This window comes from Halomonas sp. B23F22_10, from assembly GCF_043496975.1.
Taxonomy (GTDB): Bacteria; Pseudomonadota; Gammaproteobacteria; order Pseudomonadales; family Halomonadaceae; genus Halomonas; species Halomonas smyrnensis.
In genome coordinates this window covers 135,099-157,959 of sequence record NZ_JBIEKF010000004.1, presented here as the reverse complement: position 1 = coordinate 157,959, position 22,861 = coordinate 135,099, and the positions used below count along the sequence as shown (strand labels likewise).

16 protein-coding genes are annotated in these 22,861 nt (G+C 67.5%); 2 read left to right on the top strand and 14 right to left on the bottom strand.

Annotated features, from left to right (window positions below; all coding sequences use genetic code 11):
- Window positions 1-455 precede the first annotated feature (455 nt).
- The 12 genes from eno to pilM form a co-directional block, all read right to left on the bottom strand.
- Window positions 456-1,748 carry a phosphopyruvate hydratase gene (gene eno, locus ACGTNF_RS10505; protein WP_394601670.1) on the bottom strand — a complete coding sequence of 431 codons (1,293 nt, stop codon included), beginning with the start codon at window positions 1,746-1,748 and terminating at the stop codon, window positions 456-458.
- A gap of 45 nt (window positions 1,749-1,793) precedes the next feature.
- Window positions 1,794-2,645, bottom strand: coding sequence for a 3-deoxy-8-phosphooctulonate synthase (gene kdsA / locus ACGTNF_RS10500; protein WP_016853502.1), 852 nt, complete (start codon window positions 2,643-2,645; stop codon window positions 1,794-1,796).
- 5 nt (window positions 2,646-2,650) lie between these two features.
- On the bottom strand, window positions 2,651-4,306 hold the full coding sequence (gene pyrG, locus ACGTNF_RS10495; RefSeq protein ID WP_394601669.1) for a CTP synthase: 1,656 nt from the start codon (window positions 4,304-4,306) through the stop codon (window positions 2,651-2,653).
- 184 nt (window positions 4,307-4,490) lie between these two features.
- Entirely contained in the window at window positions 4,491-5,909 is a 1,419-nt protein-coding gene (locus tag ACGTNF_RS10490) for a glutamate synthase small subunit GltD family protein (RefSeq protein WP_394601668.1), read from the bottom strand.
- A 23-nt stretch (window positions 5,910-5,932) separates the two neighbouring features.
- Entirely contained in the window at window positions 5,933-10,381 is a 4,449-nt protein-coding gene (gene gltB, locus ACGTNF_RS10485) for a glutamate synthase large subunit (protein ID WP_394601667.1), read from the bottom strand.
- Window positions 10,382-10,826: 445 nt separating this feature from the next.
- Window positions 10,827-11,933 (bottom strand): 3-dehydroquinate synthase, encoded by a 1,107-nt coding sequence (aroB, locus tag ACGTNF_RS10480; protein WP_394601666.1) that lies wholly within the window; start codon window positions 11,931-11,933, stop codon window positions 10,827-10,829.
- A 2-nt stretch (window positions 11,934-11,935) separates the two neighbouring features.
- Window positions 11,936-12,478, bottom strand: coding sequence for a shikimate kinase AroK (gene aroK, locus ACGTNF_RS10475; protein WP_026068246.1), 543 nt, complete (start codon window positions 12,476-12,478; stop codon window positions 11,936-11,938).
- Entirely contained in the window at window positions 12,478-14,514 is a 2,037-nt protein-coding gene (locus ACGTNF_RS10470) for a type IV pilus secretin PilQ (RefSeq protein WP_394601664.1), read from the bottom strand. Before ACGTNF_RS10470 ends, aroK begins: the two co-directional genes overlap by 1 nt.
- A 66-nt stretch (window positions 14,515-14,580) precedes the next feature.
- The gene (locus ACGTNF_RS10465; RefSeq protein WP_394601662.1) at window positions 14,581-15,105 is read right to left on the bottom strand and encodes a pilus assembly protein PilP; all 525 of its coding nucleotides are present in this window, start codon (window positions 15,103-15,105) and stop codon (window positions 14,581-14,583) included.
- Window positions 15,102-15,734 (bottom strand): type IV pilus inner membrane component PilO, encoded by a 633-nt coding sequence (locus ACGTNF_RS10460; protein ID WP_394601661.1) that lies wholly within the window; start codon window positions 15,732-15,734, stop codon window positions 15,102-15,104. Before ACGTNF_RS10460 ends, ACGTNF_RS10465 begins: the two co-directional genes overlap by 4 nt.
- The gene (locus ACGTNF_RS10455) at window positions 15,731-16,315 is read right to left on the bottom strand and encodes a PilN domain-containing protein (protein WP_394601659.1); all 585 of its coding nucleotides are present in this window, start codon (window positions 16,313-16,315) and stop codon (window positions 15,731-15,733) included. The genes ACGTNF_RS10460 and ACGTNF_RS10455 overlap by 4 nt, the downstream gene beginning before the upstream one ends.
- A complete protein-coding gene (pilM, locus tag ACGTNF_RS10450; protein WP_394601658.1) occupies window positions 16,312-17,373 on the bottom strand; it encodes a type IV pilus assembly protein PilM in 1,062 nt (353 codons plus the stop codon). Before pilM ends, ACGTNF_RS10455 begins: the two co-directional genes overlap by 4 nt.
- Before the next feature lie 260 nt (window positions 17,374-17,633).
- On the opposite strand from pilM, the gene ACGTNF_RS10445 reads away from it, so the two are divergent.
- Complete coding sequence (locus ACGTNF_RS10445; protein ID WP_394601657.1) at window positions 17,634-20,159, top strand: penicillin-binding protein 1A; 2,526 nt, start codon at window positions 17,634-17,636, stop codon at window positions 20,157-20,159.
- Window positions 20,160-20,242: 83 nt separating this feature from the next.
- On the top strand, window positions 20,243-20,989 hold the full coding sequence (locus ACGTNF_RS10440; RefSeq protein WP_394601655.1) for a DUF481 domain-containing protein: 747 nt from the start codon (window positions 20,243-20,245) through the stop codon (window positions 20,987-20,989).
- Window positions 20,990-21,077: 88 nt separating this feature from the next.
- Here ACGTNF_RS10440 and ACGTNF_RS10435 read toward each other — a convergent pair whose 3' ends face one another.
- Window positions 21,078-22,349: a malic enzyme-like NAD(P)-binding protein gene (locus ACGTNF_RS10435; protein WP_394601654.1), complete on the bottom strand. Its 1,272-nt coding sequence runs from the start codon at window positions 22,347-22,349 to the stop codon at window positions 21,078-21,080.
- A 262-nt stretch (window positions 22,350-22,611) separates the two neighbouring features.
- The gene (gene rpmE, locus ACGTNF_RS10430; protein ID WP_016853488.1) at window positions 22,612-22,824 is read right to left on the bottom strand and encodes a 50S ribosomal protein L31; all 213 of its coding nucleotides are present in this window, start codon (window positions 22,822-22,824) and stop codon (window positions 22,612-22,614) included.
- Window positions 22,825-22,861: the final 37 nt, after the last annotated feature.

Sequence of the window (22,861 nt, the reverse complement as noted above, 5' to 3'; positions counted from 1 at the left end):
AAACGACGACGCCGAATGTCTCTCGACATTCGGCGTCGTCGTTTCGTGCTGCGATGAAGGAGAACATCCAGACAAAAGAAGGCGGCCCGAAGACCGCCCGCTCCTAGCCATCCTTGAGCGGCTCCCTCCGCTCGAACTCCTAGCCTTCCCTGCCCGGAAACCGCATCCTGCGACACCGGGCTCGGCTTGAGACTGCATCCCGTGGCGTCCTGCCGGGAGAGACTCCGCTCTCCCTTGTCCCGCTGCCCATTCTGTCAGCCCTGAAGGAGTTCTCAACCACCCCCTCTCGCTCCGGGCACTATCCTCTCGCGCACAAACAGGAAAAGTTTCCTTCAATAACAATGACATAAAAAAACCGGCGCCCGATGGGCGCCGGTATTCCCGAGCAAAATGTCACGAATCTCGTCAGCGCCGTGTAGGCGATCTCCTACACGAAGGCCACCGACGAGCGCCGCTCACTGCCCCTTGATGGCGCTCAGGCCCGGGTAGTCGACGCGCTCACCGAGCTCCTGCTCGATCACCAGCAGACGGTTGTACTTGGCGACGCGATCGGAGCGGCACAGCGAGCCGGTCTTGATCTGACCGGCGGCGGTGCCCACGGCCAGGTCGGCGATGGTGGTGTCCTCGGTCTCGCCGCTGCGGTGGGAGATCACCGCGGTGAAGCCGGCGTCCTGAGCCATCCTGATCGCGTCCAGGGTCTCGGACAGCGAACCGATCTGGTTGAACTTGATCAGGATCGAGTTGCCGATCTGCTCGTCGATGCCGCGCTTGAGGATGCGGGTATTGGTGACGAAGAGATCGTCACCGACCAACTGGACCTTGTCGCCGATCTTGTCGGTCAGCGCCTTCCAGCCCTCCCAGTCGGACTCGTCCATGCCGTCCTCGATGGAGACGATCGGGTACTGCTCGCTGAGGTCGGCCAGGTAGTCGGCGAAGCCGGCGGCGTCGTACTGCTTGCCCTCGCCGGAGAGGTCGTAGACGCCGTCCTTGTAGAACTCGGAGGAGGCGCAGTCCAGCGCCAGGGTGATGTCACGACCCAGCTCGTAGCCGGCGTCGGACACCGCCTGCTTGATCACCGCCAGGGCCTCGGCGTTGGACGCCAGGTTCGGCGCGAAGCCGCCCTCGTCGCCCACGGAGGTGGACAGGCCGCGGCCGGCGAGGACCTTCTTCAGGGCGTGGAAGATCTCGGCGCCCATGCGCAGGCCTTCGCGGAAGCTCGGCGCGCCCACCGGCTGGATCATGAACTCCTGGATGTCGACGTTGTTGTCGGCATGCTCGCCGCCGTTGAGGATGTTCATCATCGGCACCGGCATGCGGAACCGGCTCGGCTGACCGTAGAGCTCGGCGATGTGGGCGTAGAGCGGCGTGCCCTTGGCGTTGGCCGCGGCCTTGGCGGCGGCCAGCGACACCGCGAGGATGGCGTTGGCGCCCAGGGTGGCCTTGTTGTCGGTGCCGTCGAGCTCGAGCATGGCCTCGTCCAGGGCACGCTGGTCACGCGCGTCCATGCCGACCAGACGCTCGCGGATGACGCCGTTGGCGGCCTCCACGGCCTTCAACACACCCTTGCCCAGATAGCGGGACTTGTCGCCATCACGCAGCTCGAGGGCCTCGCGGGAACCGGTGGAGGCTCCGCTGGGGGCACAGGCCGTGCCCACGGCACCGCTCTCCAGCCGCACCTCGGCCTGAACGGTGGGATTGCCGCGGGAATCGAGCACCTCGAGGGCGCGAACATCGACGATCTTGGTCATGTTGTCTCGTCCTTATGAGTCAGCGTGAGTGAGTCAGCGTTGGGGTCAGGAAATCTCGAGCGGCGCGAAGCCCTTGACCAGCTCGTCGAGCGCCTTGAGCTGGGACAGGAAGGGCTCGAGACGATCGAGCGGCAGGGCGCAGGGGCCGTCGCACTTGGCGTTGTCCGGGTCCGGGTGGGACTCCAGGAACACCCCGGCGAGCCCCACGGCCACGCCGGCACGGGCCAGCTCGGCGACCTGGGCGCGACGCCCGTCGGCACTGTCGGAGCGACCACCCGGGCGCTGCAGGGCGTGGGTGACGTCGAACAGCAGCGGGTAGCCGGTCTCCTTCATCTCGCCGAAGCCGAGCATGTCGACCACCAGGTTGTTGTAGCCGAAGCTGGTGCCGCGCTCGCACAGGATCAGCCGGTCGTTGCCGGCCTCCTCGCACTTGCGCAGGATGTGGCGCATCTCGTGAGGCGCCAGGAACTGGGGCTTCTTGATGTTGATCGCCGCGTCGGTCTCGGCCATCGCCACCACCAGATCGGTCTGGCGGGCAAGGAAGGCCGGCAGCTGGATGACGTCGGCCACTTCGGCGGCGGGGGCCGCCTGCCAGGGCTCGTGCACGTCGGTGATGATCGGCACGCCGAAGCGTTCCTTCACCTCGGCGAGGATCTCGAGCCCCCGGTCGAGACCGGGGCCGCGGAAGGAATGGATGGAGCTGCGGTTGGCCTTGTCGAAGCTGGCCTTGAACACGTACGGCATGCCGAGCCGGCCGGTGACCTCGACGTAGGCCTCGGCCACCTCGAGGGCCAGCTCGCGGGATTCCAGCACGTTCATGCCGCCAAACAGCGTCAGCGGCTGGTCATTGCCGACCCGGAGGCCGGCAATGTCGATCAGGCGTTCCGGGACGGACATGACGCTCACTCCTGTGGGGTGCTCTGGGCGCGGGTGCGCGCCGCCTTCTGTTCCAGCGCCGCGTTCACGAAGCCGGTGAACAGCGGATGGCCGTCACGCGGCGTGGAGGTGAACTCCGGATGGAACTGGCAGGCCACGAACCAGGGATGATCGGGCAGCTCGACCATCTCCACCAGCGAACGGTCGACGCTGCGACCGGAGACCACCAGGCCGGCCTGCTCGAGGTCGGCGACGAACTGGTCGTTGACCTCGTAGCGGTGACGGTGACGCTCGACGATTTCCTCGTTGCCATAGGCCTCGCGAGCCCTGGAGCCGGCCGCCAGATGGCAGACCTGACCGCCCAGGCGCATGGTGCCGCCCAGATCGGAGGCCTCGTCACGCAGCTCGATCTTGCCTTCCGGGCTCAGCCACTCGGTGATCAGGCCCACCACCGGGTGCTGGGTGTCGTGGGTGAACTCGGTGGAGTTGGCGTCGCTCCAGCCGGCCACGTGGCGGGCGAACTCGATCACCGCGACCTGCATGCCGAGGCAGATGCCGAGATACGGGATGTCGTTCTCGCGGGCGAAGCGGGCCGTTTCGATCTTGCCTTCCACGCCGCGCTCGCCGAAGCCGCCGGGCACCAGGATGGCGTCCTTGCCGGCCAGGCGCTCCGGGCCATGACGCTCGATGTCCTCGGAGTCGATGTAGTCGATGTTGACCTTCACGCGGCTCTGGATGCCGGCGTGCACCAGCGCCTCGTTGAGCGACTTGTAGGCGTCGAGCAGCTCCATGTACTTGCCGACCATGGCGATGTTGATCGACTTGAGCGGATTGAGCTTGGCGTCGAGCACGCGGATCCACTCGGTCAGGTCGGCCTCGCCGGCCTCCAGGCGCAGCTTGTCGCAGACGAACTCGTCGAGGCCATGCTCGTGGAGCATCAGCGGAATGCGATAGATGGTATCGGCGTCCTGCAGCGGAATGACCGCCCGCTCCTCGACGTTGGTGAACAGCGCGATCTTGCGGCGCTCGGTCTCCTCGAGCTCGACCTCACTGCGGCAGATCAGGATATCCGGCTGGATACCGATCGAGCGCAGCTCCTTGACGCTGTGCTGGGTCGGCTTGGTCTTGGTCTCGCCGGCGGTCTGGATGTAGGGCACCAGGGTCAGGTGCATGAAGATCGCCCGGCTCGCGCCCAGCTCGCTGCGAATCTGACGGATCGATTCGAGGAACGGCAGCGACTCGATGTCGCCCACGGTGCCACCGATCTCGACCAGCGCCACGTCGGCGTCCTTGCCGCCTTCATAGACGCGGTGCTTGATCTCGTCGGTGATGTGCGGAATCACCTGCACGGTGCCGCCCAGGTAGTCGCCGCGGCGCTCCTTGCGCAGCACGTGCTCGTAGACGCGCCCGGTGGTGAAGTTGTTGGCCTGGCTCATCTTCGTGCGGATGAAACGCTCGTAGTGGCCGAGGTCCAGGTCGGTTTCCGCCCCATCCTCGGTGACGAACACCTCGCCATGCTGGAAGGGACTCATGGTGCCCGGATCCACATTGATGTAGGGATCGAGCTTGAGCATGGTGACCTTGAGGCCCCGTGCCTCGAGAATCGCCGCCAGCGAGGCCGACGCGATGCCCTTGCCGAGAGAGGACACAACGCCGCCGGTCACGAAGATATATCGTGTCATGGAGAACCTGTCGAAACGTGATCGGTAGGCCCGGCAGGAAGCCGCGCCAGGATGGGACGACAGGATAGCAGAGAGCGTTCCCCGGCTCAATTTGGGCTGCGCGCCGGCCGCCTCCCGCCCCACCGGCAACGAAAAACCCCGAGGCCGGCGCCTCGGGGTTGGCCGATCGAGCGTCGCTCGGCGCCTAGACGTCCAGGTAGTCGAGGATGCCCTCGCCGGCCTGGCGCCCCTCGTACACGGCGGTGACCACCAGGTCGGAGCCGCGCACCATGTCACCACCGGCGAAGATCTTCTCGTTGGTGGTCTGGAAGGCGTAGGCCCCCTGCTCCGGCGCCTTGACCCGCCCCTTCTCGTCGACCTGGATGCCCACGGTCTCGAACCAGGGCGCCGGGCTCGGCTGGAAGCCGAAGGCGATGACCACGGCGTCGGCCGGCACCACTTCCTCGGAGCCCGGCACCACCTCGGGACGCTGGCGACCGTTCTCGTCGGGCTCGCCGAGGCGAGTGCGCACGACCTTCACGCCCTCGACCCTGTCCTCGCCGACCACCGCCACCGGCTGGCGGTTGAACAGGAACTCGACGCCTTCCTCGCGGGCGTTGGCCACTTCCTTGCGCGACCCGGGCATGTTGTCCTCGTCGCGACGATAGGCACAGGTCACCGCCTCGGCGCCCTGGCGGATGGCGGTGCGGTTGCAGTCCATGGCGGTATCGCCGCCGCCGAGGACCACGACCTTCTGGCCTTCCAGCGAGACGTAGTCCGCCGGATCCTTCTCGAAGCCCAGGCAATGGTTCACGTTGGCGATCAGGTAGTCGAGCGCCTTGTGCACGCCCGGCAGATCCTCGCCCGGGAAGCCGCCTTCCATATACTTGTAGGTGCCCATGCCGAGGAACACCGCGTCGTACTCGGCGAGCAGCCTGTCGAACGGCATGTCCTGGCCGATCTCCACGCCCAGGCAGAACTCGACGCCCATCTCCTCGAAGACGGCGCGACGACGCTCCATGACGGTCTTCTCGAGCTTGAACTCGGGGATGCCGAAGGTCAGCAGGCCGCCGATCTCGGGATTCTTGTCGAACACCACCGGCTTGACGCCGTTGCGCACCAGGATGTCCGCGCAGCCGAGGCCGGCCGGGCCGGCGCCGATGATCGCCACCTTCTTGTCGGTCCAGGTGACCCGGGACATGTCCGGGCGCCAGCCCATGGCGAAGGCGGTGTCGGTGATGTACTTCTCCACCGAACCGATGGTCACCGCGCCGAAGCCGTCATTGAGGGTGCAGTCGCCCTCGCACAGGCGATCCTGCGGGCACACCCGGCCGCACACCTCGGGCAGCGAGTTGGTGCGGTGGGAGAGCTCGGCGGCCTCCAGGATGTTGCCCTCGCTGACCAGCTGCAGCCAGTTGGGAATGTAGTTGTGAACCGGGCACTTCCACTCGCAGTAGGGATTGCCGCAGTGCAGGCACCGATGTGCCTGGGTCGCGGCGTCCTGCGGCTGGAACGGCTCGTAGATCTCGGCGAACTGCTTCGCCCGCGTCGACGCCGCCTTCTTCTCGGGGTCCTGGCGACCCACGTCGATGAACTGGAAGTCGTTGTTCAAACGGTTGGCCATGTTACTCGCTCCTCTCTCCAGGCTTACTCGGGACGCCGACGGGATTCATCCAGCAGGCTGGCGAGACTCGCCGCCTTGGGCTTCACCAGCCAGAAATGGCGGATGAAGTCGCTGAAGTCCTCGAGGATGTCGTGACCGCGCCGGGAGCCGGTCTCCGCGACGTATTCCTCGATGATTTCCCTCAGGTGTCGCCGATGGGCCTCCATGGCCTCGGTGTTGACGCGGTGGATTTCCACCAGTTCATGGTTGTACTTGTCGACGAAGCTGCGGTCCTCGTCCAGCACGTAGGCGAAGCCGCCGGTCATGCCGGCACCGAAGTTGACGCCGACCTCGCCGAGCACGGTGACCAGGCCGCCGGTCATGTACTCGCAGCAGTGGTCGCCGGCACCCTCGATCACCGCCCGGGCGCCGGAATTACGCACCCCGAAGCGCTCGCCGGCGGTCCCCGCGGCGTACAGCGTGCCGCCGGTGGCCCCGTACAGGCAGGTGTTGCCGATGATCGCCGTCTTGTGGCTCTCGAAGCCGCTGTCGCGGGGCGGCACGATGACCACCTTGCCGCCGTTCATGCCCTTGCCGACGTAGTCGTTGGCGTCGCCCTCGAGGTAGAGGTTGAGGCCGCGGGCGTTCCACACGCCGAAGCTCTGGCCGGCCACGCCGTTGAAGCGCACGGTCAGCGGCGCATCCTCGAGGCCCGCCTCACCGTGCTGCTTGGCGATGGTGCCGGAGATCAGCGCGCCGACGGAGCGGTCGCAGTTGGTGATCGTGAAGTCGAACTCACCGCCGGACTTGTGCTCGATGGCCGACTCGAGCGCCTCGAGCACCTCCTGGTTCTTGGCGCCCGGATCGTGGGGCACGTTGCGGCTGACCTGACAGAACTGCGGCGCCTCGGCGGGCACGAAGTCGTTGGTCATCAGCGGCGACAGGTCCAGACGACGCTGAGAGTCCGTCACGCCCTCGATCGCCTCGAGCAGATCGGTGCGGCCGATCAGCTCGGTGAGCTGACGCACGCCCAGCAGGGCCATCAGCTCGCGTACCTCCTCGGCGATGAAGCGGAAGTAGTGCTTGACCATGTCGACGGTGCCGCGGAAGTGCTCGTCGCGCAGGGCCTGATGCTGGGTGGCCACGCCGGTCGCGCAGTTGTTGAGGTGGCAGATTCGAAGATACTTGCAGCCCAGGGCGACCATCGGGGCGGTACCGAAGCCGAAGCTCTCGGCGCCGAGGATCGCCGCCTTGATCACGTCGAGGCCGGTCTTCAGGCCGCCGTCGGTCTGCAGGCGGATCTTGTCGCGCAGCCCGTTGATGCGCAGCGCCTGATGGACCTCGGGCAGGCCGAGCTCCCAGGGGCTGCCGGCGTGCTTGATGGAAGTCAGCGGGCTGGCCGCGGTGCCGCCGTCATAGCCGGACACCGTGATCAGGTCGGCATAGGCCTTGGCCACGCCGGTGGCGATGGTGCCGATACCGGGCTCGGAGACCAGCTTCACCGACACCTGGGCGCTCGGATTGACCTGCTTGAGGTCGAAGATGAGCTGCGCCAGGTCCTCGATGGAGTAGATGTCGTGGTGCGGCGGCGGCGAGATCAGGGTCACGCCGGGCACCGCGTAGCGCAGCCGGGCGATCAGGCCGTTGACCTTGCCACCGGGCAGCTGGCCGCCCTCGCCGGGCTTGGCGCCCTGGGCCACCTTGATCTGCAGCACCTCGGCGTTGGCCAGATAGGCCGGCGTGACGCCGAAGCGACCGGAGGCGATCTGCTTGATCTTGGAGCTGCGGACGGTGCCGTAGCGCGCCGGATCCTCGCCGCCCTCGCCGGAGTTGGAGCGACCGCCGGCCTCGTTCATCGCCTGCGCCAGGGCCTCGTGGGCCTCCGGCGACAGGGCGCCCAGCGACATGCCGGCACTGTCGAAGCGTGGCAGCAGGTCCTCGACCGGCTCGATCTCGTCCAGCGGCAGCGCCGTCTCGGCGGGCTTGAGGCGCAGCAGGTCGCGGATGGTGGCCGGCTCGCGGTCGTTGACCAGGCCCGCGAATGTCTTCCATTTGGCGTAATCGCCCTCCTGCACCGCTTCCTGCAGGGCCTTGACCACGTCCGGATTGTAGGCGTGGTACTCGTGGCCGTGGACGTACTTCATCAGGCCGCCGTGGGAGATGCTCTTGCGCGGCGACCAGGCGTCCTTGGCCCTCAGCTCCTGCTGCAGCTGCAGCTCGGCGAAGCCGGTGCCCTCGATGCGTGAGGCCATACCGGTGAAGCACAGGTCCATGACCTCGGAGGCCAGGCCCACCGCCTCGAACAGCTGGGAGCCGCGATAGGAGGCCAGGGTCGAGATGCCCATCTTGGACAGGATCTTGAACAGCCCCTTCTGCAGCCCCTTGCGATAGTTCTCGCGGGCGTCGGCCGGGTTGCCGACCAGCTCGCCGGTGCGATGCATGTCGGCCATGACCTGATAGGCCAGCCACGGATAGACCGCGGTGGCGCCGACGCCGAACAGCACCGCCATCTGGTGGGCGTCGCGGGCATAGCCGGTCTCGACGATCAGGTTGACTCGCGGGCGCAGCGCCAGCCGGCCGAGATGATGGTGCACGGCACCGACCGCCAGGGCGGCGTGAATCGGCAGCTGGCCCTTCGCCACCTCGGCGTCGGACAGCACCAGCAGCACCTTGCCGTCGCGGGCGGCCTGGGCGGCCTCGTCGCACAGCGCCTGCAGCGCCCCCTTGAGCCCGATGGTCTCGGGATCGTAGGCCAGCGACAGCGTGTGGCTGTTGAAGGCCGGGTCTTCATGGTTCACCAGGGCGGTGAACTTGCGCGGCGACAGCACCGGGGTGGTCAGCACCAGACGGTGGGCGTGATCCGGAGTCGCCTCGAAGACATTGAGCTCGGCGCCGATGCAGCTCTCCAGCGACATCACGATCGACTCGCGCAGCGGGTCGATGGCCGGGTTGGTGACCTGGGCGAACTTCTGCCGGAAGTAGTCGGTCAGCAGGCGCTGCTTGCCGGACAGCACCGCCATGGGGGTGTCGTCGCCCATGGAGCCGACCGCCTCCTGGCCGCTCTCGGCCAGCGGACGCAGCACCTGGTCACGCTCCTCGAAGCTGACCTGGAACATCTTCTGGCGCACCGCCAGGGTCTCGGCATTCATGTTCTGGAAGCGGGCCAGCTCGGTCAGCGCCGACTCCAGATAGTTGGCTTCCTGCTTCAGCCAGCGCTTGTAGGGATAGGCCGACTTGAGACGCGAGTCGATGTCCTGGGTGTGCAGGACCTCGCCGGTCTGGGTATCCACGGCCAGGATCTGGCCCGGGCCGACGCGCCCCTTGGCCACCACGTCCTCCGGCTTGTAGTCGTAGGTGCCGATCTCGGAGGCCAGGGTGATATAGCCGTTCTTGGTGATCACCCAGCGCGCCGGACGCAGGCCGTTGCGGTCTAGCATGCAGACCGCCTGACGGCCATCGGTCATCACCACGCCGGCCGGGCCATCCCAAGGCTCCATGTGCATGGAGTTGTATTCGTAGAAGGCGCGCAGGTCGCCGTCCATGATCTCGACGTTCTGCCAGGCCGGCGGCACCATCATGCGCACCGCGCGATGCAGCTCCATGCCGCCGGTCAGCAGCACTTCCAGCATGTTGTCCATGCTCGAGGAGTCGGAGCCGGTGGTATTGACGATCTCGTCGAGCTCGGCGATGTCGGGCAGGCGCTCGCTGACGAAGTTCTCCTTGCGGGAGTTCGCCCAGCCGCGGTTGGCCTCGATGGTGTTGATCTCGCCGTTGTGGGCCATCAGGCGGAACGGCTGGGCCAGCGGCCAGCGCGGCGCGGTGTTGGTGGAGAAGCGCTGGTGGAAGACGCAGATGGCGGTCTCCAGTCGCTCGTCACCCAGGTCGCGGTAGAAGGCCGGCAGGTCGACCGGCATCACCAGGCCCTTGTAGGAGACGACCTCGGAGGACAGCGAACTGACGTAGAAGTCCTCGTCGTCGCGCAGCGCCTGCTCGGCGCGGCGACGGGCCATGAAGAGCTCGACGTCGAAGGTGTCCGCGGCGGTGTCGCCGGGCTCGACGAACAGCTGGCGGATGCGCGGCAGGCAGTCCAGCGCCATGGGGCCGCAGACGCTCGGATCGACCGGCACGTCGCGCCAGCCCTGAACGGTCAGGCCACGGGCCTCGAGCTCACGCTCGAGGGTCGCGCGGGCGGCGGCCTCACGGGCGTCGTCGTCGGGCAGGAAGATCGACCCCACCGCGAAGCGACTGCCCAGCTCGACGCCGAGCGATTCCTTGGCCACGGCGCGCATGAAGCCCTCGGGCATCTTCAGCAGCAGGCCGCAGCCGTCGCCGGTCTTGCCGTCGGCGGCGATGCCGCCGCGGTGGGTCATGCAGGTCAGCGACTCGATGGCCGTCTGCAGCAGATCGTGACTGGCCTGCCCCTCCATGTGGGCGATCAGACCGAACCCGCAGTTGTCACGAAACTCGCCGGGTTGATGAAGACCTCTGTTCATGGGCGTGCCTCAGGTATCGAAAGAGTTTTATTCGCAGTTTTTTATGGTATGATTGAAGGTTTTTCTTTTTATTTGATGCCCGATTCGCGGCATCGAAACTGCGCGGCAAAAGGTTCCACAGAATAGCCACCCCCCCTCGGCCGCGCAATGCCACGCCATCCTCAGGGCGCCAAAAACCTTCGACAAATCCGCGACTTGTCGCAACCCTCAACGAAAAAACCACGCTAACTCAACGAGTTGCACACGACCGACCCAACGCATTATCACCGCGACCCATGCATTAGACTTTAGTCTAAAATGGCGCTTGAGCCCCATACCGATACTGCATACCGCATACAGATTCACGCATTTCACCCGCGAAGGCATCACCCACACCCTCGGAAACGACAACGCCCGCTGCCGGAAGCAGCGGGCGTTGATCGTGTGACATGACCAGAGCGAGCGATCACTGCCGGGGAAAGGCCTCCAGCAGGGCCGCCAGGGTCTCGGGCGGCGTCTCGTCATGGATGCAGGCGTCGCCGAGTCGCCGCAACAGGATCAGCCGCAGCCGGTCGTCGAGATTCTTCTTGTCGAGACGCATGATCGACAGGAAGTCGTCGACGCCCATGTCCGCCGGCGCCGCCAGCGGCAGCTCGGCCGCCGCCAGCACGCCCCGGGTCCGCGCCACCTCCTCGCCGGACAGCCAGCCCAGCCGCTGCGACAGCTCGGCGGCCAGCAGCATGCCGGTACCGACGGCCTCGCCGTGCAGCCAGCGACCATAGCCCTGATGCGTCTCGATGGCGTGCCCGAAGGTATGCCCCAGGTTGAGCAGCGCCCTCACGCCCTGCTCGGTCTCGTCCTCGGCGACGATCTCGGCCTTGAGGCCGCAGCTGCGCTCGATGGCCCAGGCCAGGGCCTCGGCATCGAGCGTGCGCAGCGCCGCCATGCTCGCCTCCAGCCAGGCCAGGAAGTCGGCGTCGCGGATCAGCCCGTACTTGATGACCTCGGCGAGGCCGGCGGACAGCTCGCGGGGCGGCAGGGTCGAGAGGGTGTCGGTATCGATCAGCACCGCCCGGGGCTGCCAGAAGGCACCGATCATGTTCTTGCCGCGGGGATGGTTGACGCCGGTCTTGCCGCCCACCGAGGAATCCACCTGGGACAGCAGCGTGGTCGGCACCTGCACGAAGGCCACGCCGCGCTGGTAGCAGGCCGCGGCGTAACCCGCCATGTCGCCGATCACGCCACCGCCCAGCGCCACCAGAGTGCAGCGCCGGTTGAAGCCGGCCTCGAGCAGGGCATCCCAGATGCGCTCGACGCTGGCCAGGGTCTTGGTCGCCTCGCCGTCCGGCAGCACCACCTCGCGCACCGTCAGGTCGTCGTCCAGGCCGGCCTTGAGCCGCTCCAGATAGAGCGGGGCCACCGTCTCGTTGGTAACGATCATCACCTGGCGGCCGGCGAGATGCGGCCGCAGCCAGTGCGGATCGCCCAGCAGCCCGGGGCCGATATGAATGGGATAGCTGCGCTCGCCCAGGGACACCGTCAGGGTGCGCCGGGCATCGTTGGATCGCGTCATGTTCATGCCTTGCAGTGCAGGGGGTCGATCAGGCGCTCCACGCGGCGCACGATCTCGTTGACCACGGCGCGCGGGCCGCGACGATCGGTGCGCACCACCACATCGGCGGTGGCCCGGTACAGCGGATCGCGCTGCGCGAACATCTGCTCCAGCAGCTCGGCCTTGTCATCGCGCTGCAGCAGCGGACGATTGCGATCCTTGGCGGTGCGCCGCAGCTGCTGCTCGACGGTGGTGTAGAGATAGATCACCGTGCCGCTGTCGCGCAGCATGCGCCGGTTCTCCTCGCGCAGCACCGCGCCGCCGCCGGTGGCGATGACCACGCCCTCCAGCGCCGACAGCTCATCGATCATCTGGGTCTCGCGCTCGCGGAAGCCCGCCTCGCCCTCGACGTCGAAGATCCACGGGATATCGGCGCCGCAGCGATCCTGAATCTCATGATCGCTGTCGTGGAAGTCTCGGGACAGCTCGGCCGCCAGAAGGCGGCCGATGGTGCTCTTTCCGGCCCCCATGGGGCCGATCAAAATCAGATTGGGTAGTGCCGGCATCAGCGAATGGCCAGGTTGTCATCCAGTATTCGGGGCGTGATGAATACCAGCAACTCTACCTTATCGTTGGAGTCCTCGGTATAGCGGAAGAGGTTTCCGAGCACCGGGATGTCGCCCAGGAAGGGCGTCTTGAACAGGCTGCGCACCTGTTCGGTGGTCAGGATGCCGCCGAGCACCACGGTTTCGCCGTTGTCCACCAGCACCTGGGTCATGATCTCGTTGGTGTCGATGGCCGGGGCGCCATTGAAGGACTGATCGGCGACGGTGTCATTGTTGATCGCCAGATCCATGATGATGCGGTTGTCCGGCGTGATCTGCGGCGTCACCTCCAGCGACAGCACCGCCTCCTTGAACTCGGTATCGGTCGCCCCGCTCGAGGTCGACTCCTGATAGGGAATCTCGGTGCCCTGCTTGATGATCGCGGTGCTCTGGTTGGCGGTGATCACCCGCGGCTGGGAGATGGTCTGGCTCTTGCCTTCGCTCTCCAGCGCGCGCAGCTCCAGATCGAGCAGCACGTCGCCGGAGAGATAGCCGAAGCTGAAGGCCGTGGACGGATTCAGCTCGTCCCCCAGATCCACGGACAGCCCGCCGTTGTCGGCGACCCCGGACGAGGCGCCGCCGGCGTTGAGACCGTTGGGCGAGCCACCCTCATTGTTGGACAGCCCCCAGCTGACCCCCAGCTCGCGGGTGGCGCTGTCTCGGGCGATCACGATCCGCGCCTCGATCTGCACCTGACGCACCGCCACGTCGAGGCGCTCCAGGGTATCCATGATGTTGCTGATCTGGTCGGCGGTATCCTGCAGCAGCAGGGTGTTGGTGCGCGGATCCACGGCGACGCGGCCGCGCTCGGTCAAAAGCCCGAAGCCGCCCTCGCCGCGCAGCAGCTGCGCCAGATCGTCGGCCTTGGCGTACTTGACCTGGATGTACTCGGTCTCCAGCGGCGCCAGCGTTTCCAGCTGCTCGCGGGTCTGCAGCTCCAGCTGCTCCCGGGCCGCCAGCTCCTCGGCCGGCGCCACCACGATGACGTTACCCTCCTGCCGACTGGCCAGGCCGTGACTCTTGAGCACCAGATCCAGCGCCTGATCCCAGGGCACGTCCTGCAGATTGAGGGTGACGCGGCCGGTGACGCTGTCGCTGGCCACCAGGTTCAACCCGGTGAAGTCGGCGATGATCGCCAGCACCGAACGCACCTCGATGTCCTGGAAGTTGAGGGTGATGCGATCGCCGGTGTAGGAAAACTGCTCGCGCGCCTGTTGCTCGCGCTGCTGCGGCGTGACCGGCTGGGCCGAGATCGTCAGCCGACGGCCACTCTGGGTCGACAGCATGGCGAAGTCGCCGCTGCCCTGGATGTCGAGCGTGACGCCGTCACGGCCGGCCCGCGGCGTGATGCGGCGCAGCGGCGTGCCGAAATCGGTGACGTCATAGACCTGGTCGAGGGAGGCCGGCAGGCGCACACCGCTCAGCCGCGCGACGATGTCGGAGCGCCCGCTCTCGCTGACGCGCGCATCCACGCCGCCGCGATCGAAGGACACCACCACGCGTCCGGCGCCGTCCTCGCCGCGCCGGAAGTCGATGTCGGTGATGCTCGGGCCGGCCACGGCCGCCGTCGACGCGGAGACGGACGAGCCCGCGGCCGAGCCGCCGGCGGCCTCGGGCGCGGACGACGCGACGCTGCCGCCGATCGACAGCCGCAGGCGATCGCCCTGCTGGACGGTGTCGTAGGGCAGCGGCCCTTCCAGGTCGAACACCAGGCGCGTGCGGCTGCCCGCCTCCAGGGCCGTGACCCGCTCGACACCCCCGACGCCCAGCTCCTGGCGACGGCGCTCCAGGGCGCTGCGGGTCTCGATCAGATCGATGGTCAGCCGCGCCGGCTCATCGAGGCGATAGCCGCGCACCTCGGGCACGCCGCCGTCGAAGGACAGGTCGACCACCAGGGCACCGCCGGCCCCCTGACGGTAGTCCAGGCCGGTCAGCGTCGAGGCCGCCATGACCGAGGTGGACACCACCAGCATGGCCAGGGCCGCGAGAGCTCGCATCGTCGTTTTCATGGTTCCCTTTCCCCTCCAGGCCCCGCCGTCTCCGGGCGGGCTTGCGCGTGTTGTCTAGCCGTCCAGCGCTAGCTGGGTGCTGCGTTCGATCCAGCCGCCGCGTCCGGTGGGCACGATCTCCACCAGCTGCACCGAGGCGGCGGTGATGTCGACGATGCGTCCGAAATCCGAGCCCATGTGGTCGCCGACGCGAAGCCGATGCACGTTGCCGTCCGGCGCCCGCACCAGCGCCGAGGGGGCGCCGCCCACGGTGAGCGTGCCCACCAGGTCCAGCTGGCCGAGATCATAGGCCTCCAGCGGCTCCCGCGGCCGCGACGCGTCCGGCGCCAGGTCGACGTCGCCCTCCGGCAGGGTGCGACTCTCCGGCAGCCGCACCTGAAAGGGACTGCGCTGGTCGGCGAAGCGGTAGTCCACGGAGTGATAGACCGGCATCGGCGGCAGCGGCTCGAGCGCCAGCTCGCCGGGATCGGCCCGCAGCGAGGCCAGTTGCTGCTCGAGATCGCCGGTATCGGCGTCCCGGCAGGCGCCGAGCGACAGCACCATCCCCAGCAGCGCCAGGCCATGCCCCCAGCTCTTCATGGCGCCTCCTCCTCGTCGGAGGCCGCTTCCGGCGGCCGATAGCTGTAGGTCCGCGCCAGCATCGACAGCTCGAGCCGCCCGCCCTCGGTCGGCTCGAGCGTGAAGTCGTGCTGGGTCACGATGCGTGGCAGATCGGCGACGGCGGCGAGGAAGGAGCCGATGCGGTGGTAATCGCCGCGGACCTGGATATCGAACGGGTGCTCGACGTAGAACTCCCGCTCGACGGAGGTGCGCAGGCGAATGGCGTCGATGACCAGCTGACTATCGATGGCCGACTCGCTGATGTCGTCGATCAGCGACGGAATCTCGGGGCCGCTCGGCAGCATGCCCACCAGCACGTCCAGGCGCCCGTCCAGCGTCTCCACCTGCTCGCGCAGCATCGGCAGGTGGGCCGCCTGAGCCGCCTTGCTGCGATAGTCCCGCAGCAGGCGCGTCTCTTCCTGCCGCGCGCCCTCCAGCTCCTGGGCCTTGGGCGCCGCCAGATACCAGTAGAGACCGGCGAAGGTCAGCCCGACCATCAGCAGGCAGCAGATCAGCTGCAGCAGGAAGGGCCAGCCGCCGGCCTCCTTGATGTCCAGCTCGCCCGGCTCCACGTCCTTCAGGCGCCGCCATTCGGTCGCGAGGTTCATGGCGCCACCTCCTTGTTCCCGGTGTCGCTCCCGGTGTCGTTCGCGGTGCCCGGCATGTGCTGGCCGACGCTGAGATCGAAGCGGCGCGCGCCCTCCTCGGCCTCCACCTCGGAGAGCACCGGCACGTCGAGCACCGGCGAGGCCTCGAGGGCCCGCAGCTGGGCCGAGACGCGGCGATTGTCCTCGGCCAGGCCGGTCAGGCGCAGGCGGTCGCCCTGGCGCTGGAGGTCGGCGTAGTACACGCCCTCCTCGAGGCTGGCCGTCAGGGCATTGAAGACATGCACGGTCTGGGGACGCTCGGCCTGCAGTTCCTGCAGCACCGCGATGCGTCGTTCCAGGGTCTCGAGCCGCGCCTCGTATTCGCTGACGGTGCGAATATCGCGATCCAGCTCCGCGGTGCGCTGGCGGATCAGCGCGTGTCGCTGCTGCTGGGTCGTCAGCTGCTGCGCGTAGTACCCGGTCACGGCGTAGCCACTGCCCAGGCCGACCAGGGCGACCAGCCCCAGGGCCAGGTAGAAGCGCTTGCTGCGCCGCTGGCGCCGCGCCTCGCGCCAGGGCAGAAGATTGATCTCGATGGTCATCCGCGCGCCCTCATCGCCAGCCCACAGGCCGTCAGCATGGCCGGCGCATCGCCGGACAGGGTCTGCACGTCGACCCGCGAGCTCATCTTCATGCGCCGGAAGGGATTGGCGATCACCACCTTCATCCCGGTTTCCGCCGCCAGGCGGTCGGCGAGCCCCGGCAGCACGCCGGTGCCGCCGGCCAGGATCATGCGATGCACCTCCTGCTTGCGGCCGGCCGTGTAGTAGAGCTGCAGCGAGCGCCCGATCTGTTGCACCAGGGTATCGAGGAAGGGATCGAGCACGCTGCGGCGGTAGTCGTCCGGCAGCCCGCCGCGCTTCTTGGCCAGGCCGGCCTCCTCGAGGCTCAGCCCGTAGCGGTTGCGGATCTCCTCGGTCAGCGCCCGACCGCCGAAGACGGTGTCGCGGCTGTAGGTGATCCGCCCGTCGCGCAGCACGTGGAAGGCGTTCATGTTGGCCCCGATATCCACCAGGGCCACGCCGCCATCCTCGGCGCCGCCGGCCGGCAGCTGGGTCGCCAGCTCGGTGTAGGCGCGTTCCATGGCGAAGGTCTCGACGTCCACCATGGACGGCGTCAGCCCCACCTGGCTGACCGCCTCGGTCAGCTGGCTGACATCCTGCTGACGACAGGCGACGAGCAGCACGTCCTGCTGATCGCCGTAGCGATCGTTGAGGCCGAGCCGCTGGAAGTCGAAGGCCACTTCACTGAACGGAAAGGGAATGTGCTTGTCGGAGTCGAGCTGGATGCGAGTCTCGATCTCGTCGTCGGAGAGCGTCGCCGGCAGCATTAGCGTCTTGGTGATCGCCGCGCTGGCCGGCACGGCCACCGAGACGCGCCGACTGGTCGGCTTGGCGTGGTCCACCACGCGCTTGAGCGCATCGACCACCGCATCCATGTCGCGGATACGCCGCTCCACCACGGCGCCTTCGCGCAGCGGACGCACGGCGTAGCTCTCGATGCGATAGGTCCCGCCGACCCACTTGAGTTCGATCAGCTTGACGGTGGCCGACGTGATATCGACCCCGATGAGCCCCTTGCCGGTTGCCCCGATTCGCATCTAGGTCATGCTCCCGACTGAATACCTGCGTTAAACCGCTCATAATAGTATGGCGCCGGCATCAGCAACTGATACCAGCTGTCATCATGCTTATCCTGTAATTCGAGGCTACATGAATTTTCCTGATCTCACACGAACGGGTGTCGCCAGACGTCAACGCTGGTGGTCGCGCTGACGGCTTCCTATAATGGCCGGCGCATCTGTACCCTCGTTCGCCCCCGCCGCTTCGCACTCGTTCACAGCATGGATACCGCGTTTTCATGAAGTTCATCAGAACCCTGACCTTTTCGGCATTCTGGCTGCTGGTCTCGCTGTCCACCGCCTCGGTGCTGGCCGTGGCGGGGGCCGCCCTCTACTTCGCCCCCGGGCTGCCCGATGTCCGGCAGCTGCAGGATTTCGAACTGCAGACGCCGCTGCGCATCTTCACCCGTGACGGCAAGCTGATCGGCGAGTACGGCGAGGAGCGTCGTCAGCCGGTGGACTTCGAGGAGATCCCGCAGGGCATGATCGATGCGCTGATGGCCGCCGAGGACGCCTCCTACTTCGACCACCACGGCGTCGACCCCAAGGGCCTGGCCCGCGCCGCGGTGGAACTGGTCGGCAGCGGCGGCAACATCCAGTCCGGTGGCTCCACCATCACCATGCAGGTGGCGCGCAACTATCTGCTCACCCTGGACCAGACCTTCACCCGCAAGATCCGCGAGATCCTGCTGGCGCTGCAGATGGAGCAGATCCTCAGCAAGCAGGAGATCCTCGAGCTCTACGTCAACAAGATCTTCCTCGGCCATCGCGCCTACGGCATCGCCGCCGCCGCCGAGGTCTACTACGACAAGCCGCTCGACGAGCTGAGCCTGGCCCAGCAGGCGATGATCGCCGGCCTGCCCAAGGCCCCCTCCGCCTTCAACCCGCTGGCCAACGCCGAACGCGCGCTGATCCGCCGCAACTGGATCCTGTTCCGCATGCGCGACCTCGGCTACATCGACCAGGCCGCCTACGACGAGGCCGTCCAGGCGCCGATCACCGCCAGCCGCCATCAGACCAAGGCCGAGGTCACCGCCGACTATGTGGCCGAGATGGCCCGCCAGTACGCCGTCGACCGCTTCGACGACGCCTACACCGGCGGCTATCGCATCACCACCACCCTGGACAGCGAGCTGCAGCCCCAGGCGCGCCAGGCGCTGGCCAGCGGCCTGATCGCCTACGACACCCGCCACGGCTGGCGCGGCGCCGAGCAGAGCGACATTCCGCGCAGCCTGGCGGAAGCCCAGGAGAACACCGACCCCGAGGGGCTCGAGGAAGAGCTGGCCGAGTCTCCCGAGGTGATGAGCACCGCCCGCCAGGCCGCCGAGCGCAGCCAGACCGAGGTCGAGGGCATCGACGGCGACGTCAGCAACTGGCTACAGGTGCTGGAGCGCACGCCGGTGCTGGGCCCGCTGGAGCCGGCCATCGTCGCCTCCACCGAGGGCCGCGAGATGCGCGTGCTGGCCCGCGGCGGCGAGGTCCGCACCATTGCCTGGGACGGCCTCGACTGGGCCCAGCCCTATCGCAACGCCCGCTATCGCGGCGCGGCGCCGGACTCCGCCGCCGACATCGCCAGCCCCGGCGATCTGGTCCGCGTGCTGCAGCGCGAGGACGGCAGCTGGCGCCTCTCCCAGCAGCCCGATGCCCAGGGCTCGCTGGTGGTGCTCGATCCCGACACCGGCGCCATCCTGGCCCTGCAGGGCGGCTTCGACTATGACGCCAGCAAGTTCAATCGCGCGCTCCAGGCGCGCCGCCAGGCGGGCTCGATCTTCAAGCCCTTCATCTACCTGGCCGGCCTGAACAGCGGCGAGGTGAATCCCGCCACCATCATCAACGACGCCCCGGTGGTGATGGAGGACGGCAGCAGCGAACTGTGGCGCCCCAACAACTCCAGCGGCGACTTCCTCGGCCCGACCCGCCTGCGCGTCGGCCTCGCCCGCTCGCGCAACCTGGTCACCATCCGCCTGCTGCAGACCCTGGGGCTCGACCGCACCATCGGCTTCCTCGAGAACTTCGGTTTCCACCCCGAGCGACTGCCCCATGGCCTGTCGCTGGCGCTCGGCACCACCAGCCTGACGCCGCTGGAGATGACCCGCGGCTACGCGGTGCTGTCCAACGGCGGCTTCGCCATCGAACCCTGGCTGATCGAGAAGATCACCAGCGGCGAGGCGCAGACCGTGGTGCAGGAAGCCGATCCCATCGTGGCCTGCCGCGAGTGCGCCGCCGACCAGGAGACCGTCGAGCGTGACGGCAAGACCTATCGGGTCGCGCCGCGCGTGGTCGAGGCGGAGGCCGCCTACCTGATCCGCGACATGCTGCGCGACGTGGTCGAGCGCGGCACCGCTCGCCGCGCCCTGGCCCTCAACCGCAGCGACATCGTCGGCAAGACCGGCACCACCAACGAGCAGCGCGACGCCTGGTTCGCCGGCTTCAACACCGAGCTCGCCGCCACCGTGTGGGTCGGCAAGGACGACAACAGCTCGACCGCGGAATACGGCTCGCAGGCCGCCCTGCCGATCTGGGTCGACTTCATGGGCAAGGCCCTGGACGGGACCCCGGAGCACTGGCCCGAGCGCCCGGAGGGCGTGGTCAGCCGCCGGGTCGACCCGGATTCCGGCCGCCTGCTGCACGACGACCAGTCCGGCGGCATCGAGGAGATCTTCCGCGCCGACCATCTGCCCAGCTACCAGCCCCGGCGCGTCGATCAGGCCGTCGAGCAGGAAAGCGGCTCCGAGGGCACCGGCGCCTACGAAGCCATCTTCTAGATCGCCCCTTCGCCGGTGCGGCGGCCCGCCGCCGCACCGGCCTTCCTTGACACTCACCCCCGAACCGACCGCGAGAAAGCACCATGCGCTCCAAGGTGATGTTCGCCTGCGGGCTCGGCCTGCTGATGCTGGCCGGCGATGCCACGGCCTCCCCCTTCTATGCCCCGCCCGAGCCGACGGGCGATGCCCCGCCGCTGACCGGCGAGGCCGAGCTCGGCTTCACCCATCTGCAGGGCAACACCAACAGCCAGACCCTGATCGCCAAGGGCCGCCTGGTATGGCTGGATGACGCCTTCACCCACAGCCTGCGCGGCGAGGCCCGCCACGTCACCCAGGACGAGGAGACCAGCGCCGAGCAGTACCTGCTGGCGGCCCGCGAACGCTACGACATCGAAGGCCCGCACTATCTGTTTGGCTTCGCCCGCTGGGAGGACGACCGCTTCAGCGGCTACGACTATCAGGCCACCGTGATCGGCGGCTACGGCCGCCAGGTGCTGGATAACGACCGCCATGTGTTGTCGCTGGAGGCCGGGCCCGGCTACCGGGTCGACAGCGTGACCGACGAGCGCGTCCAGCGCCTCGGCGTGGTCTACGGCGCCATGGACTACCGCTGGCACCTCTCCGACACCGCCTCCTTCGCCCAGGAGCTGTCGCTGGAAGGCACCGATCGCAACCTGACCGCCCGCTCGCTCTCGAGCCTGACCTCGCGCCTCAACGAGCACCTGGCGCTCAAGCTCTCCTACGAGATCAAGCACAACACCCGCCCGCCCGACACCGCCGAGGCGCGCACCGATCGCATCACCAACGTCTCGCTGCTCTACGACTGGTAGGCCATCGAGGCGCTCTTTCCTGCGCCCCTACAGACGCAACGACGCCGGCCCGAGGGCCGGCGTCGTCGTTCACGCACCGCCTTGGCGATCAACCCCCGTAGACGTCGTCCACGGTCTTGAGCGGATAGTGCGAGGGATAGGGCTTGCGCGCCACGCCGGAGTCCACCGCCGCCTGGGCCACCGCCGAGGAGACCCGCTCGAGCAGCCGCACGTCCACCGGCGTGGGCAGGATGTAGTCGCGCCCGAAGCTCATGCTCTCCGCCTCGTAGGCCTCCAGCACCGCCCGGGGCACCGGCTCGCGGGCCAGGTCCTTGAGCGCGTGCACCGCGGCGACCTTCATCTCCTCGTTGATGCGCGTCGCCCGCACGTCCAGCGCGCCGCGGAAGATGAACGGGAAGCCCAGCACGTTGTTGACCTGGTTCGGGTAGTCCGAGCGCCCGGTGGCCATGATCACGTCGGGACGCGTCTCGCGGGCCAGGTCCGGGTGAATCTCCGGATCCGGGTTGGTGCAGGCGAACACCACCGGATTGTCGGCCATCTTGCGGATGTGGTCGGCGCTCATCAGGCCGGGGCCGGACAGGCCGATGAAGACGTCGGCACCGTCGATGGCGTCGTCCAGGGTGCGCTTGTCGGTGTCGACCGCGAACATCGCCTTGTACTGGTTGAGATCCTCGCGGCCGCTGTGGATCACGCCCTTGCGGTCCAGCATCACCAGGTTCTCGGCGCGGGCGCCGCAGGACACCAGCAGCTTCATGCAGGCGATCGCCGCCGCCCCGGCGCCGAGGCAGACGATCTTCGCCTCCTCGAGGGACTTGCCGGCGATATCCAGGGCATTGAGCATGCCCGCCGCGGTGACGATGGCGGTGCCGTGCTGGTCGTCGTGGAACACCGGGATGCTGCACTGCTCGACCAGCGCGCGCTCGATCTCGAAGCACTCCGGCGCCTTGATGTCCTCGAGGTTGATGCCGCCCCAGGTATCGGCGATGCGCGCCACGGTGTCGATGAAGGCCTGCGGGCTCTCGGCGTTGACCTCCACGTCGGTGGAGTTGATGCCGGCGAAGCGCTTGAACAGCACGCCCTTGCCCTCCATGACCGGCTTACTGGCCAGCGCGCCCAGGTTGCCGAGCCCCAGGATGGCGCTGCCGTCGGAGATCACCGCCACCAGGTTGCCCTTGCCGGTATAGAGATAGGCGTTCTCCGGATCCTGAGCGATCTCGCGCACCGGCTCGGCCACGCCCGGACTGTAGGCCAGGGCGAGATCCCTGGAGGTCGCGGTGGGCTTGGTCAGCTCCACCGACAGCTTCCCGGGAATGGGCTTCGCGTGATAGTCCAGTGCCGCCTGTTTCTTCGCGTCTGTCATGCTCAGGATCCGGTTCGAGTGGTGGTGAGGGCCAGCGAGGTTATAAAAAAAACTTCCACTTCTCAACTTAGTAAAGTTACACAATCTAGCAATCGCTTTCGCAGACGATCAACACCATTTATCGCAACTTATACTTGGCCGTCCTACCATAAAGAATCCCTTATCGAGGCGACGGCGCCGTGTGTCGGGCACGAAAAAAACCCGCCACGAGGGCGGGTTCTTTCGGATGCTGCCGAAGCCGGCGCCGGGCGCCGGCGACGCATCAACGCTTGACGGCGGCACCGAAGCGCTTGTTGAAGCGCTCGACGCGACCACCGGTGGTCGCCTGCTTCTGCTTGCCAGTGTAGAACGGGTGGCACTGAGAGCAGACGTCCAGGGACAGGTCCTGATCGCTGGTGGTGCCGACCTGGAAGGTGGCGCCGCAGGAGCAGGTGGCGTTGACCGTCTTGTAATTCGGGTGGATACCTTGTTTCATCTTGAGCCTCGCTACGCTGTATGCCGCCACCTGATCT